Origin of the sequence: Microbacterium sp. cf046, from assembly GCF_900114345.1 — a bacterium.
Taxonomy (GTDB): Bacteria; Actinomycetota; Actinomycetes; order Actinomycetales; family Microbacteriaceae; genus Microbacterium.
The window spans coordinates 1,204,917-1,219,390 of sequence record NZ_FOZJ01000003.1 but is presented as its reverse complement, the minus strand read 5'-3'; the positions used below and the strand labels follow the sequence as shown (position 1 = coordinate 1,219,390).

The following is a 14,474-nucleotide window of genomic DNA, read 5'->3' as shown; positions in this document are numbered from 1 at the left end:
GCATTGAGTTCGCTCGTGTCAATAATGCGGGGGGACGTCCTGCCGCATGCGGTCGTCGTTCGGCCCGCCGGCGGGCGGCGGATCAACTGCCGCGGCTTCGGCATCCGCCTCGGTGGGCTCTTCCGACGTTCCGGGAGCGGGCGTGAGCTTCACGCGACGTGACCCGGGCACCCGCTCGATCCGCTGCCGCTTACTCGATGACATCGATCGGCTGCGTCTCGGTGTCGGCCGTGGGCGCCTCCGGCGGAACGCCGAGCATCGCCGCGATCCGCGCCGCCACGGCGGCGGGGTCGCTGTACAGGTCGAACGAGTGCACGCGCACGTAGTGCCATCCGAGCCGGCGGAGGATCTGGGGGCGCAGCCGCAGCGATTCGCGCAGCGACTCGCCGATCGTCTCGGGATCGCTCTCGGCCACCACCGCCCGCCCGTCGTACTGGGCGACCAGCGGCAGCAGTCCGCGGTAATGCACGTCGACCGAGACGCCGAGCCGGCGCAGTTCGCGTGCGAGGGCCAGGGTGAGCGGATCGGCGAGGTCTTCGAGCCGGGCATCGCGCGCCCGTGACGCGATTCCGCCGAGGATGCTCATGAGGGTCGCGGCACCGTGCTCGAGCCGGCCGTCGTCGAAGGCCGACGGGCGGATCGAGGAGACGATCACCATCGAGCGTCGCGCGCGCGTCATCCCGACCGTGAGCAGTCGCTCGCCGTCGGGGGTGGACAGGTCGCCGAAGTCGCTGAGGACGCGGCCGTGCTTGGTGAGCCCGAAGCCGAGCGAGAAGATCACGCGGTCTCGGCTCTCAGCGACAGACTCCTCGAGGGTCAGCACCGCGAGCGGCTCGGCGGTGTCGCGCGAGACGAAGTCCGCGACATCGGACCGGCCCGCGAAGGCCGCCTCGACCGCGGCCCGCACGCGTTCGGCGTGCTTGGCGCTCGCAGTGACGACCATGAGCGACTCGGATCCCCGGTTCACCGCGTGCTCGACCACGAGCGTCACGACCCGCTGCACCTCGGCATCCGGGCTCTCCACCGCGCCCGTCACCGGGTCGGGCGCACCCGTGCCGCCTTCGACGTAGTCGACGCTCAGACTGCCACGGCCCAGGTAGGAGCCCGCCCACGGCAGCGATACCAGCTCCCCGCCGTAGAAGGCGTCGTTGACGAGCTCGGCGAGGTCCTCTCCGCCGGCGCGATAGCTGCGGGTGAGCGTCGTCACCGGGAAGAGCTCGGCGAGGCGCTCGAAGACGCTGACCTCGTCGAAGGGCTCGGCGAAGGACTCCTCGACCGCGGCGTCCTCAGGCGGCAGTCCCGCGGCGATGCGGAACGGCGTGGGCTTCTGCGTCACGGGATCGCCGAACACGACCACCTGACGCGCTCGCCGCAGTGCCGGCGCGGCTTCGGCCAGGCACAGGGCCGCGGCATCCGCGATGATCACGACGTCGAACGCGAGCACATCGGGGATCGAGGGCACGTCGTAGGGTGATGCGAGCCACACGGGTGCGAGCGTGCGCAGCAGCGTCGGGGCGACCTCGACGAGGTCCGCGGGCGTTGCGCCGCCGTTCTTGAGCGAGCGCTTGAGCGCGGCCGCCTCGGCCGCCTCGTCGACGATGCCGATGCGCCACTGCGTGGCCAGCTGAGCCGCCAGCAGCGGGCCGGATGCCGCGGCATGCGCCTCATCGACCAGACGGAAGTCGCGCTCGAGGCGGTCCACCACCGCCGTGTTCGCTCCGAGCAGCGCCCGGTCGCTGCGCAGCAGGTGCTCGAGCGCGGACTGCCACCAAGCGTATTCGAGCTCCGCGCCCACGTACTCCTCGGGCACGTGGCGGACCGACAGCTCGGCCAGGAGCGGCTCGAGTCCGAGCGCCGCGAGCTGCGTGCGCAAAGTGGCGCGCTCGACGAGGTTGTCGAACACGTCGGAGTCCGCCGCGAGTCCGGCAAGCGTCCGCACGAGCTGCGCGACCGGGAGCGAGGCGAGTCGGTCGGCGCCGCTGCGGCCCACGATCGCGTCGAGTTCGTTCAGCTCCGCGTCGACCCGCTGCCACCCGACGTGGACGTCGGACAGGCCGAGCGGCACGGCCGGGATCACACCGGCATCGACGAACCGCTGCCATTCGGTGCGCTGCTGCTGCACGCGCACGAGCGCCTCGTGCATGTCGGCGATGTGCACGCCGGGCCGCACGTACTCGCGGGACAGGCGACGCAGCCTCCGCCGCTGCGATCCGTTCATCGCCGGCGCGTCGCGTCGCGGCCCGTGGGCCTGGATCAGCTCGCCGAGGGGGCGCTCGAACACAGTCGGGCTGAACCGGTCCAGCGAATCGCGGATGCCCTGCAGCAGCTTGAGGTAGGTGCCCAGCTCGGAGATCGTCTGGAATGGCCGCATACGCGTCTGCGCGATCAGCTCGTAGCCACGCTCGAGCAGGTTCGGCACGTCCTGCCTGTGCAGCTTGCCGGCGAGGCCGTGCGCGGAGCGGGCAGCGGTCGTGGTCGAGAACGACACGCCGTACCACGGCGAGTCGTCGGGACCGAAGCGGAACTCGCCCAGTCGGGCGGCCGCGCCGAGCGCTGCCGCGGCCTTCTCGCGTGCGGGTGCGAGCGCAGTGAGCACATCGAGGTCGAAGCGCGCCGCGGCGGTCGGGGTGGGCGTGTGGCTCGCGAGCTCGGCGAGCCGGCGCAGCACGTCGAGCACCGAGACGCCGAGGGATGGATGCCGCACAGTCACAGCCGACCGGTAGTCGCGCAGGACTCCGCGGAGGCGCACGAGCGCATCGTCGACCTCGCCGACCTTCGGCTGCTCGGCCTTCTCGTTGCGGCCGATCGCGCGGATCAGATCGCGCTGGAGGTCGCGCGGCGACACCGCGAGCCCCGGCAGTCCGATGCCGGTGAGGCGATGACGCACGCCCTCGAGGGTCGAGCGGCGCGCGCTCACCACGAGCACTCGCTTGCCGTCGCGCACGAGGGCGCCGACCGCGTTGATGACGGTCTGCGTGCCGCCGGTGCCCGGCAGCGTGTGCACCGCGAGCGAGTGGCCGGCGGTGATCCGGGCGAGCACGCCTTCCTGCTCGGCATCCGCGTCGAGCAGAAGCGTGTCCGACGCCGGCGCGCGCTCGTCCGGGCTCGGCACGACGGGTTCGTCACGGCGGATCGAGAGGGTCTCCCGGTCATCCGCGTGCCCGGCGAGCGCGTTGAGGACGGGGTGGTCGAGGTCGGCGGCATCCCGCGCCATCGCCGCGCCGACATCGGCGAACGTCGATACGACCAGACGCGGATGGACGGTGAAGGTGTCGATCGAGGCGGTCAGCGCGCGCAGATGGTCGATCACGGGCTGCGGCTTGAAGACCCCGCCGTCGTACGCCAGCGCAGCGAGCGCCTGCCCGTCCAGCTCGATCCCGAAGTGGGTGCGCGCGGCGCGGACGAACTCGGGGTTCACCGTGAACGAGCCGTGCAGCTTGAGCTCGAAGTCGGAGTGATGACGACGGATGCCGAGCGGGCGCAGCAGCACCGGTGCCGAGCATGCGAGTCCGCCGATCCGCCACGAGGCGAGACCGACGGCGAGGTTGACCGGCTCGATGCCACGGGCCGTGCGCAGCTCGACGTTCTTCGCCGTGATCCGCTCGGCCGCCAGCCGCGCGTTGCGGAGCGCCACCTCATCGCGGAACAGGTTGGACAGGAGCGTGGAGCGTCCGGTGATGAACTGCGGCAGACTGCCCGGGTGCGCCTTGGTGATCTCGATGCCGCCGTTGTTCGCGTCGTCGAAGTGCAACAGGCTCGATGGGCCGCCCAGCTCGGCGGACAGGGTGCGGATGCGCTCCCGCTCCGGCTCGGCGACATGGATCACGGTCACTCCCGGTTCGGAGAGTCCGAGATCGCCCGGGGTCACGGACGGCGCATCGTCCTCTGCGCCGATAACGGCGCTGCCTTCTGATCGCCACACACGGCCACCCTAAGCGGCGACCCCGCGTGCTCCCGGAAGCCTCCCCGAGTTTCGCCGGATTGGACGACACGCCCGCTGATCAGGCCCGTTCCCGCCGTTCACGCTCCACTCCTCCCCAGCCGTCCTGCCGTGTTCGCCATCCCCCGGCCGGAGGTCGCCGCGCTCAGGCGCTCGCGGGCGGGACAGGATGGTCGCATGACCGCTCCGCTGCACACCCGCTTCCGTCTGCACCCCTCCCCGGTCGGCGAGGTCCTGATCGTCACGTCCGACGAAGGGATCGTCTCCCTTCATCCGCTGCGCGCCCCGCTCGAGGACGAGCTGGAGCGCCTTTCCCGTGTGCTGCGCAGCATCCCGGATCACGCGGATGACGACGCCGTCGCGAGCGTCGCCGCTGAGCAGCTCGACGAGTACTTCGCCGGCGAGCGGCAGGAGTTCGACGTCCCCCTCGACTGGCGGCTGGTCCGCGGATTCACCCGTGCAGCGCTCGAGGCCGTCCGTGAGATCCCGTATGGCGAGACCGCCGGCTACGGCGAGGTCGCCGCGACGGCCGGCAGTCCGCGCGCGGCGCGCGCGGTCGGCACGGCCTGCGCGACCACTCCGTTCTCGATCGTGGTCCCCGTGCACCGTGTCGTCCGGGCGGACGGATCGATCGGCGAGTACGGTGGCCACCCCGAAGACAAGGCCTTCCTGCTGGATCTCGAACGGGCCGCGAGCGAGTAGGCCGCTCGCGTGCCGCGCGGCCCCGGGGCATCGCCTCGGGGCCGCGAATCCGGATGCCGCAGCCGAGGCTTCGGCGGCTGTTCCGCGCCCGTCGAGCGCGGAAGTCCGGATGGTAGGGTCGACGCTACGAATCCGGCGACGCCGCCGACATCCCGAAGCAGGTGGTGCGTGATCGCACAGTCCGGCACCGAAACCGACGAGCAGCTGGTGGCTCGCGCGGTGGGCGAGCTTGCGCGGCGCACGAGCTTCCCGGTCGCGTTCGGCGGACTCGAGCACGACGGAGCAGTGCACGTCACCTCGGTCGTCGGCACGCGCACCCGGAGCCTCGACGGTCTGGTCGTCGAGGCCGCCCGCGGACTCGGCGGCCGTGCGCTCGTCGAGAAGCGCCCGCGGCTCGCGGTCGACTACCGATCGTCACGCAGCATCACCCACGACTACGACAGGGCCGTGCTCGGCGAGGGCATCTCGACGCTCTTCGCTGTGCCGGTGCTCGTGCGCGGCGATGCGCGCGGAGTGCTCTACTGCGGGTCGTGGTCGCGGTCGCCGATCGGCGACGTGGTCACGCGCCCCGCATTCGGAATCGCGAGCGACCTCGGAACCGAGCTGCGCGTGCGCGAGGAGGTCGAGCGTCGGCTCGCGGTGATGCCGCCGCCGGTCACCACCTCCGCCCTGCCCACCGCAGCGCGCGAGGAGCTTCGCGAGACCTACGCCGAACTGCGCAGCATCGCCGCGACGGTCGACGACCCGGCGGTGCGCGGCCGCCTGGCCAAGCTCGAGGAGCGCATCGCCGCACTCTCGCACGACGGCGGGGCGACAGCGCGCGACGTCCGCGTCCGCCTGTCTCCGAGGGAGGTCGACGTGCTCGCGTGCGCCGCCCTGGGCGCGACGAACGCCGAGATCGCGGTCACGCTGTCGCTGAAGGAACTGACCGTCAAGTCGTATCTGCAGGCCGCGATGGCGAAGCTCGATGCCTCCACCCGTCACGCCGCCGTTGCCAGGGCACGTCGGGCCGGCCTGCTCCCGTAGCACCGCGCCGGGCCGCTGAGTATGGTTGCGGCATGGCCCGAAGAATCGTCCATCAGCTCGTCGATGACCTCGACGGCACCGTCCTGGAAGTCGGCGAGGGCGAGACAGTCCTGTTCTCGCTCGACGGCACCGCGTACGAGATCGATCTGACCGACGGGAACGCCGCAGCGCTGCGCGATGCCTTCGCGCCGTACGTCTCAGCCGCCCGCTCGATCTCGTCATCCCGAGGCGCCTCCGGCGAGTCGAATCGCAAGCGCCGACGGCCGGGGCAGCAGGACTACAGCGCGATCCGCGCGTGGGCCAGGGACAACGGCTACCACGTGTCCGAGCGCGGCCGGGTTCCGGCATCCGTCATCGACGCCTACGAAGCGGCGCACTGACCCGACTCCACGCCGAGCCTTCGACGGACTCGGGGCCGACGACGGCGATGCGAGGATGGTCGCATGCCCGCATTCGTCGTCTCCGAAGAGGTCTCCGCCGCGCTCGAACGCGGCGCGCCGGTCGTCGCGCTCGAGTCGACGATCATCTCGCACGGCCTGCCTCGTCCGCGCAATCTCGAGGCCGCGCGCGAGTTCGAGAGCATCCTGCGTGATCAGGGCGTCACCCCGGCGACGATCGCCGTCCTGGACGGAATCGCTCGCATCGGGCTGGACGACGAGGGGGTGCGGCGCATCGCCGACGAGGACCTCGCGAAGGCGAGCGTGCGCGACCTGCCGATCATCCGCGCCGCCGGCGCGAGTGCCGCCACCACGGTCGCCGCGACCTCGCATCTGGCCGCACTCGCCGGCATACGCGTGTTCGCCACCGGCGGGCTGGGCGGCGTGCATCGCGGCGCGACCGACACGTTCGACGAGTCCGCCGACCTGACGACGCTCGCGAACACGCCGATCACCGTCGTCAGCGCCGGGGTCAAGTCCGTGCTCGACATCGCCGCGACCCTCGAGCGGCTCGAGAGCCTGAGCGTCCCGGTGGTCGGCTACCGCACGAGCGTGTTCCCGAGCTTCTGGCTGCGGGAGAGCGCCTATCCCCTCGACTGGAGGGTGGATGCCGCGGTAGAGGTGGCGGCGATCATGCGGGCGCAGGACGAACTGGGGTCCCGGCAGGGCATCGTGGTGGCCAACCCCGTTCCGACCGATCAGGCGTGGGATGCCGAGGAGCACGATCGAGTGCTCGCCCGGGCGCTGGCCGAAGCGGATGCCGCACGGATCACCGGCAAGGCGGTCACGCCGTTCCTGCTCCTGCGCATCGTCGAGCTGTCCGGGGGCCGAAGCCTCGAGGTCAACCTGGACCTCGCCCGAAACAACGTGCGGGTCGCCGGCGAGATCGCCACGGCCTGGGCCGCGCGGGCATGACCGCATGAGCAGCCGAGGCGGTGGCATCCTCGTGGTCGGGGACGTCATCGACGACACGGTCGTGATCCCGACCGGTCCGATCCGGCCGGACACCGACACCGTGAGCACGATCCGCCGCGTCGCGGGCGGCTCGGCGGCCAACACGGCCGCATGGCTGGCCGATCTCGGCGCCGACGTCACGTTCGTCGGTGCCGTCAACACGGCCGACATCGATCGCCACACCGCGCTTCTGCCCGGGGTGGACGCCCGCCTGCAGGCGACCGACACGGCGACCGGCGCGATCATCGTGGTGGTGCAGGGCGCCGATCGCTCGATGCTCACCGACCGTGGCGCGAACGCCGAGCTGGACTTCGACGCGATCCCCGACGCGCTGATCGGTCGGCACGTGCACCTCACCGGCCACTCGATGGCGGCCTCCGACGGCACCGAGTTCGCGCGGTTCCTGCGCCGGGCAAAGGCGGCCGGTGCGACCGTGTCGGTGAGCCCGGGCTCGGTCGCCTACATCGACGCGCTGGGCGCCGAGCGGTTCGCCGAGGTGATCGCAGGAGCCGACGTGCTGTTCGCGAGTCTGGTCGAGGGAGCGGCGCTGGCCGGTGCGTCCGAGCCGAGCGAGATCGCCGCACGTGTTCCGGCATCCACTCTCGTCCTGACGATGGGCGCCGACGGCGTGACCGTCGACGGCACGCACATCCCCGCGGTCACCGCGCCGGTCGTGGTCGATCCGACGGGTGCCGGCGACGCGTTCTGCGCCGGGTTCCTGGCGAGCTGGCTCGAGGACGGGGATGCGATCGCCGCCGCCCGCGCGGGGACCGAGGTCGCCGCGCGAGCGGTCGGAGTGGTGGGCGGGCGCCCGTCCTGAGCGCTACGCCGTCGACTTCACGGACGACAGCACCTTCGTCAGCGTGTGCTTCGCGTCGCCGAGGACGATCGAGACCTTCGGGTCGTAGAACAGCTCGTTCTCGATGCCGGCGAACCCGGGATTGAGCGAGCGCTTGAGGAAGACGACCTGCTGCGCGTCCGCGACCGTGAGGATCGGCATCCCGTAGATGGGCGAGCCGGGCGAGGTCTTCGCGGCGGGATTGACCACGTCGTTCGCACCGACCACCAGCACGAGATCGGTGGTCTTGAAGCGCGGGTTGACCTCGTCCATCTCCACGAGCGCGTCGTACGGCACATTCGCCTCGGCCAGGAGCACGTTCATGTGTCCCGGCATCCGACCCGCGACCGGATGGATGCCGAAGACGACATCCACTCCCTGGTCGCGGAGGATCTCGGCCAGCTCCGCGGCGGCGTGGTGCGCACCGGCGACCGCGAGTCCGTAGCCCGGGACGATCACGACGCGCTGCGCGTAGTCGAGCAGGATCGCGACGTCCTCGGCCTCCATCGTCCGGACCGGCCGGTCCGTTGCGGACGCGGAGGCGCTTCCGGCCACGTGGGCCCGGAACGCGCCGAACACGATGCCCGCGACCGTCCGGCCCATCGCCTTGGCCATCGCCATCGTGAGGATCGTTCCGCTGGCACCGACGAGCGTGCCGGCGATCAGCAGCAGCACGTTGGAGAGCACCAGACCGGATGCCGCGACCGCGAGCCCGGTGAAGGCGTTCAGCAGCGAGATCACGATCGGCACGTCCGCACCGCCGATCGGGAGCACGAGGAGCACGCCGAGCACGAGTCCGACCAACAGGAGCAGGTAGGCCCAGAGCGAGTCGCCCGTCATGACGAGCGCCACACCGGCGGCGACCGCGGCCAGGACGAGGAGCACCATGAGCACGCGCAGGCCGGGGAAGGTGACGGCCTTCGTGGTGACGATGCCCTGCAGCTTGCCGAACGTGACGAACGAGCCGGTGAGCGAGACGCCGCCGATCAGCACCGTGAACGCGACGACGCCGAGCGTCCAGGGGCTCTCGCTGTGCGAGATCTCCACGAGGGCGACGAGGGCCGCAGCGCCGCCGCCGACGCCGTTGAAGGCGGCGACGAGCTGCGGCATCTGGGTCATCTGCACGCGCCGCGCGGCGACGACGGCGATCACCGACCCCATCGCGATGGCCCCGATGATCCATGCGAGATTGCGGAGCTCGACGCTCAGCATGTACGCGAGGATCGCGAGCGCGGCTCCGGCCGCGCCGAGCAGGTTGGCGCGGCGGGCGGTGCGCGGGTTGCTGAGGCCCTTGAGGGCGAGGATGAACAGCACGGCGGCGATGATGTAGCAGACCGTGACGACCTCGGCGGGCAGGATCTTCATGCGCCGACCGCCGCCTTCGCGGCTGCGGCTCTCGGCTTCGCGCGGAACATGAGCAGCATCCGGTCGGTGACGACGAAGCCGCCGACGACGTTGATCGTCGCCAGGAGCACCGCGAGGATCGACAGGGCGAGGGCGAGCGGGTCCTCGGCCTGCCCGGCCACCAGGATCGCGCCGAGCAGGATGATGCCGTGGATCGCGTTCGCCTCCGACATCAGCGGGGTGTGCAGCGTGCTCGAGACCTTCGAGACGACCTCGAAGCCGAGGAAGACGGCCAGGATCGTGATCGTGATGAGGGCGAAGCCGTCCATCAGGCGGGTACCCCCTCAACAGCAGCCGCGACCCGTTCATTCACGACCGCGCCGTCGTGGGTCACGACGCTTCCTGAGACGAGTTCGTCGTCGAAATCGAGCACGAGCGCTCCTTCCTTCATGATCAGCGCTGCGAAGTTCACGCAGTTCATCGCGTACAGCTTGGAGGCGTCGGGCGCGAGGTCCGACTGGATGTCGCGCGCTCCGATGAGGGTGACGACTCCGCCGGTGACGACGACTGCCCGCCGCTCCCCCGGCACCGAACCCTCGATGTTGCCGCCCGATTCGGCGGCGAGGTCGACGAGCACGGATCCGGGCTTCATCGCCGCGACCATCTCGGTCGTGACGAGCCTGGGGGCGGCCCGGCCGGGCACAGCCGCGGTCGTGATGACGATGTCGGATGCCGCGATGTGCGGTGCGAGCAGCTCCTGCTGCCGGCGCGCGCGGTCTTCGGCGAGCTCCTTGGCATAGCCGCCGCCGGCTTCGGCCGTCCCGAGATCCAGGTCGATGAACGTGCCGCCGACCGAGCGCACCTCGTCGGCCGATGCCGCCCTGACGTCATTGGCCGAGACGACACCGCCGAGTCGTTTCGCAGTCGCGATCGCCTGCAGGCCGGCCACGCCCGCGCCCAGCACGAGAACGCGGGCCGGCGCCAGGGTGCCCGCCGCCGTCATGGTCATTCCGAACATCCGCCCGAAGGCATCCGCGGCGAGCGTCACCAGCCGGTACCCGGCCAGGAGGGCCTGCGAGGACAGCACGTCCATCGACTGGGCCCGCGAGATCCGGGGCAGCAGGTCGAGCGCGAACGAGGTCACACCGGCATCGCGCGCCGCCGCGACCGCCGCCGCGTTCTGGAACGGGTCGAGCGTGCCGATGGTCACGATCCCCGCGGGCAGGGTCGCGATCTCCGCTGCCGTGAGCGGCCGCACGTGGAACAGCACGCCGCCCTCGATCGGCTCGTCCGGCTGCACGATGCGCGCCCCGGCCGCCTCGTATGCGGCGTCGGTGATCAGCGAGCCTGCACCCGCGCCTGCTTCGATGTCGACCGTCGCGCCCGCTGCGATCAGCTTCTTCACGCTGTCCGGCGTCGCCGCGACGCGCTTCTCACCGGGCGAGCGCTCGGCGCGCACGCGCACATGGATCGTCACTGCATCCTCACTCCCGCCGCGACAGCTCCGTCACAGCCCTTCGGGAATCGTAACCGGGCCGCGGCGGCCGCGGCGCACCGTCGATCCATCACGCCCTCACCCGCCGTCTCCGAAGTAGGTCAGCGCAGGTTCCTCGAGCTCGATCGACAGGCCGCGCTCGGCGAGCCACCGGTAGACGATGCCCTGCCCGGCGCGCATGCGCGCGGGGCGGTACTCGGGCACGACCTGCGTGTTCGGCACCGACACGCTGAGGGCGCCGTCGAGATACTGCGCTTCCGGAACGCACCGACTGTGGGTGCGGCCGTCGTCTTCGAGCAGGATGCAGAGCTGCCCGCTGACCGATCGGGCGAGCCACACGGTCCAGCCGTAATGCGGTCCGATCGATTCCGCCCACCGGAGCTCGCCCTCCACCGGGAACACCGGCTGGGGCGTCTGGGGCACGTAGCGGGCGAGCGATCGGTCCAGCGGGACGACGACCAGAACAGCAGCGGAGGTCTCGATGGCGCCCGCGGGCGCGGGCCGGGCGCTCACCGGCACCGTCGGAGTCGTGGGCGCATCGGCCGCCTGGGCGCCCAGCACGATCGCGACGATCGCCAGGGATGCGGCGATCGCGACGCGCCAGACGTATCGCGACCGCGACGGCGGCACCGGGGCGGGCGGCTCGAGAACTGTCGCGGTCGGCGCAGCCACGCGCGCAGACTTCAGGTCCGGAGCAGCCGGCGCGACGACGAGTTCGGCGGTGTCGACGAACGTGTGCCGCACACGCGACTCCAGCTCGACGAGTCGCGCGAGCGCGATCGGATCCTCGTCGATGTCGGCATCCGGCCCGTAAGCCCGGCGCCGCAGTATCGCGAGCTCCGTGACGTCATCGTCCACGTTTCCACGCTACTGCGCCGCATCGCGGCGCGGCCCGGTCGCTCGAAGTCCGCGGCATCCCGGAGCAATACCTTGCGATGACGGGGCGAACGCCCCTTCTGCGTGCTGGCGGCACCGGCGTAGGCTTCGCGGCATGGACGCCGAACGGCCCGACGAACCGATCATCGACGAAGCGGCCCTCGATGCCGCCGCGGCCAAGGAGTCCTTCACCGGCGTCGTCACGGTCGACGTCGGCGACGAGCGGCGGTTCGTCCGCACCGACGGGTTCGCGCACCGCGCGCTGCGGGTGCCGCACGCGCCGTCGACTCGGATCGCGATCGCGAGCGGCGGCAAGACCTTCACTGCGCTGGCCGTGCTGCGACTCGTCGAGCAGGGCATCCTCGCCCTCGACACCCGCGCCCGGAGCATCCTCGGCACCGACCTGCCGCTCATCGACGACACTGTCACGATCGAGCAGCTGCTGACCCACACCTCGGGCATCGGGGACTACATCGACGAGGAGGCCGACTGGGATGCCGCCGACTACGTGCTCCCCGTCGCGGTGCACCTGCTCGGCGAGACCGAGGCGTTCGTGCCGGTGGTCGACGGCTACCCGCAGGCGTTCGCGCCGGGGTCCCGCTTCACGTACTGCAACGGCGGCTTCATCGTGCTCGCGATCATCGCCGAGCGCGCGAGCGGGCGCGAGTACCACGACCTCGTGGAGGAAGAGGTGTGCGCGCGCGCCGGGCTGGAGAAGACGTCGTTCCTGCGCTCCGACGAACTCCCCGCGGATGCCGCCCTCGGGTACCTGTTCGACGAGGGCGACCGCACCAACGTGCTCCACCTGCCCGTGCGCGGCAACGGCGACGGCGGGATCTACTCGACTGCAGACGACCTGCACACGTTCTGGCGCGCGCTGACAGCCGGCCGGATCATCAACCCCGACACGCTGGCGCAGATGACCGAGCCGCGCCACGACGTCCCCGAGGAGCGCAAGCGCTACGGCATGGGCCTGTGGCTCGGCCGCACCGGGCCGCAGCTGATCATGGAGGGCTATGACGCCGGCGTCTCGTTCCGTTCGACCCACAACCCGCAGACCGGAACGACCGTGAGCGTGCTCGGAAACAGCTCCGAAGGAGCCTGGCCGGTGGTCTTCGCGCTCGCGGACACCGCCTAGGAGACGCCGACCGAATGACCACCGCCGCACCCGCCCACGTCCCGCCCGCGATCCTCGTCGTCTCGGCCGACGACCGCCTGCGCGCCGCCCTGGTCGCACCGCTGAACCGGCGGTACGCGCTGGACTACCAGATCATCCAGACGCCGGATCCCTCGAGCGCGGCGCGCGCGATCGACGAGCTGCGTGCGGGAGGAGGCGAGCTGGCGCTCGTGCTGTCGGACGACTTCTCCCCCGCGGAGGATCATGAGACGGTCTTCGCGGCCGCCCGCCGCAGCTATCCGGACGTGCGCCGCGGACTCGTGATCGAGTGGGGCGCCTGGGCCGATCGCGACACGACCGAGGCGCTGCTCGAACTCATGTCCCGCGTGCAGATCGACTACTACGTGGTGCGGCCGGAGCACACCGCCGACGAGTCCTTCCATCGCGCCATCACCGACTTCCTGCACGAGTGGCAGTTCTCCAGCGGGAGGCGCCGGCGGGGCTTCACGGTGATCGGCGACCACGCCCAGCCTCGCGCGCACGAGCTGCAGAGTCTGCTCGCGCGCGGCGGCGTGCACGCCGAGCGGATCGACCCGGAGTCGGCGGAGGCGATGGCGCTGCTCGCCGACTCCGGCGTCGACTACGAGGGCGTTCCGCTCGTGCGCACGGCAGACGGGCTCGTGCTGGTCGACCCCGACGATGCCGAACTCGCGCGCTCCTTCGGGCTGGACACGACCCTTCCCGAGCGCATGGTCGACGTGGCGATCGTCGGCGCCGGACCCGCGGGTCTGGCGGCCGCCGTGTATGCGGCATCCGAGGGCCTGGACACGCTCGTGCTCGAGGGAGAGGCGATCGGCGGCCAGGCCGCGTCCAGCTCGCTGATCCGCAACTACCTCGGCTTCTCGCGCGGTGTCTCCGGTGCGGAACTGGCACAGCGCGCCTATCAGCAGGCGTGGCTGTTCGGTGCGCGCTTCGCCCACACCCGCCGGGTGGCCGGCATGAAGCTCGTCGAGGGCGGCTTCGAGCTCGAAGTCCAGGGTGGCGAGGTGGTGCGGGCGCGTGCGGTCGTGCTCGCGTCGGGTGTCAGCTACCGGCGGCTCGCCGCGCCGGGCCTGCGGCGATTCGTCGGGGCATCGGTGTTCTACGGAGCCGCATCCGTCGAGGCGAGGGCCCAGACCGGCCGGGCCGTGCTCGTCGTGGGCGGCGGCAACTCCGCGGGCCAGGCGGCTCTGCACCTCGCCCGATACGCCCGGTCGGTCTCGCTCGTCGTGCGCGGCCCGTCGCTGGCCGACAGCATGTCGCAGTACCTGATCGACCAGCTCGACGCCGCCGGAGTGGGCCTGATGACCGGCACTCGCGTGGTGGACGCCGGAGCCCACGAATCGGATCGGCTCGACCACGTGGTGCTCGAGCACACGGCAACCGGCGAGCAGTTCGAGGTGCCCGCCGAGGCGGTGTTCATCACGATCGGCGCCCGCCCGCACACCGAATGGCTCCCGCCCGAGGTGCTCCGCGACAAGTGGGGGTCGGTGATCACCGGAGCGGATGTACTGAGCGAGGGCGGTCGCCGCGCGTGGCTCGGCGGCGAGGAGGAGCCCAGCCAGTTCGAGTCATCCGTGCCCGGATTCTTCGCGGTGGGCGACGTGCGGCGGGGCTCGGTCAAGCGCGTCGCCTCGGCAGTCGGCGAGGGATCGGTCGCGATCTCGGCCGTGCACACGCACCTCGGGATCTACGCGGGCGGCTGA

12 protein-coding genes are annotated in these 14,474 nt (G+C 71.4%); 7 read left to right on the top strand and 5 right to left on the bottom strand.

The features are described 5' to 3' along the window. Positions 1-190: 190 nt before the first annotated feature. Positions 191-3,868 carry an AAA family ATPase gene (locus BM349_RS18090; protein WP_254774000.1) on the bottom strand — a complete coding sequence of 1,226 codons (3,678 nt, stop codon included), beginning with the start codon at positions 3,866-3,868 and terminating at the stop codon, positions 191-193. 249 nt (positions 3,869-4,117) lie between these two features. On the opposite strand from BM349_RS18090, the gene BM349_RS18085 reads away from it, so the two are divergent. The 5 genes from BM349_RS18085 (at position 4,118) to BM349_RS18065 (ending at position 7,879) form a co-directional block, all read left to right on the top strand. After that, a complete protein-coding gene (locus BM349_RS18085) occupies positions 4,118-4,642 on the top strand; it encodes a methylated-DNA--[protein]-cysteine S-methyltransferase (RefSeq protein WP_091709061.1) in 525 nt (174 codons plus the stop codon). A 168-nt stretch (positions 4,643-4,810) separates the two neighbouring features. After that, a complete protein-coding gene (locus BM349_RS18080; RefSeq protein ID WP_091709059.1) occupies positions 4,811-5,668 on the top strand; it encodes a helix-turn-helix transcriptional regulator in 858 nt (285 codons plus the stop codon). A 32-nt stretch (positions 5,669-5,700) separates the two neighbouring features. Next, positions 5,701-6,048, top strand: coding sequence for a histone-like nucleoid-structuring protein Lsr2 (locus BM349_RS18075; protein WP_091709057.1), 348 nt, complete (start codon positions 5,701-5,703; stop codon positions 6,046-6,048). A 63-nt stretch (positions 6,049-6,111) separates the two neighbouring features. After that, a complete protein-coding gene (locus BM349_RS18070) occupies positions 6,112-7,020 on the top strand; it encodes a pseudouridine-5'-phosphate glycosidase (RefSeq protein ID WP_091709055.1) in 909 nt (302 codons plus the stop codon). Positions 7,021-7,024: 4 nt separating this feature from the next. Beyond that, positions 7,025-7,879 carry a carbohydrate kinase family protein gene (locus BM349_RS18065; RefSeq protein ID WP_091709053.1) on the top strand — a complete coding sequence of 285 codons (855 nt, stop codon included), beginning with the start codon at positions 7,025-7,027 and terminating at the stop codon, positions 7,877-7,879. Positions 7,880-7,882: 3 nt separating this feature from the next. On the opposite strand, the gene BM349_RS18060 is transcribed toward BM349_RS18065, so the two are convergent. The 4 genes from BM349_RS18060 to BM349_RS18045 all read right to left on the bottom strand — a co-directional run bounded on the left by BM349_RS18060 (position 7,883) and on the right by BM349_RS18045 (position 11,594). Further along, positions 7,883-9,262 carry an NAD(P)(+) transhydrogenase (Re/Si-specific) subunit beta gene (locus BM349_RS18060; protein ID WP_091709051.1) on the bottom strand — a complete coding sequence of 460 codons (1,380 nt, stop codon included), beginning with the start codon at positions 9,260-9,262 and terminating at the stop codon, positions 7,883-7,885. After that, entirely contained in the window at positions 9,259-9,570 is a 312-nt protein-coding gene (locus BM349_RS18055) for an NAD(P) transhydrogenase subunit alpha part 2 (protein ID WP_091709048.1), read from the bottom strand. Before BM349_RS18055 ends, BM349_RS18060 begins: the two co-directional genes overlap by 4 nt. Then, entirely contained in the window at positions 9,570-10,718 is a 1,149-nt protein-coding gene (locus tag BM349_RS18050; RefSeq protein ID WP_254773999.1) for an NAD(P) transhydrogenase subunit alpha, read from the bottom strand. The genes BM349_RS18055 and BM349_RS18050 overlap by 1 nt, the downstream gene beginning before the upstream one ends. Before the next feature lie 96 nt (positions 10,719-10,814). After that, a complete protein-coding gene (locus BM349_RS18045) occupies positions 10,815-11,594 on the bottom strand; it encodes a hypothetical protein (RefSeq protein WP_091709045.1) in 780 nt (259 codons plus the stop codon). A 133-nt stretch (positions 11,595-11,727) separates the two neighbouring features. On the opposite strand from BM349_RS18045, the gene BM349_RS18040 reads away from it, so the two are divergent. Then, complete coding sequence (locus BM349_RS18040; RefSeq protein ID WP_091709043.1) at positions 11,728-12,750, top strand: serine hydrolase domain-containing protein; 1,023 nt, start codon at positions 11,728-11,730, stop codon at positions 12,748-12,750. A 14-nt stretch (positions 12,751-12,764) separates the two neighbouring features. After that, complete coding sequence (locus BM349_RS18035) at positions 12,765-14,474, top strand: NAD(P)/FAD-dependent oxidoreductase (protein WP_091709041.1); 1,710 nt, start codon at positions 12,765-12,767, stop codon at positions 14,472-14,474.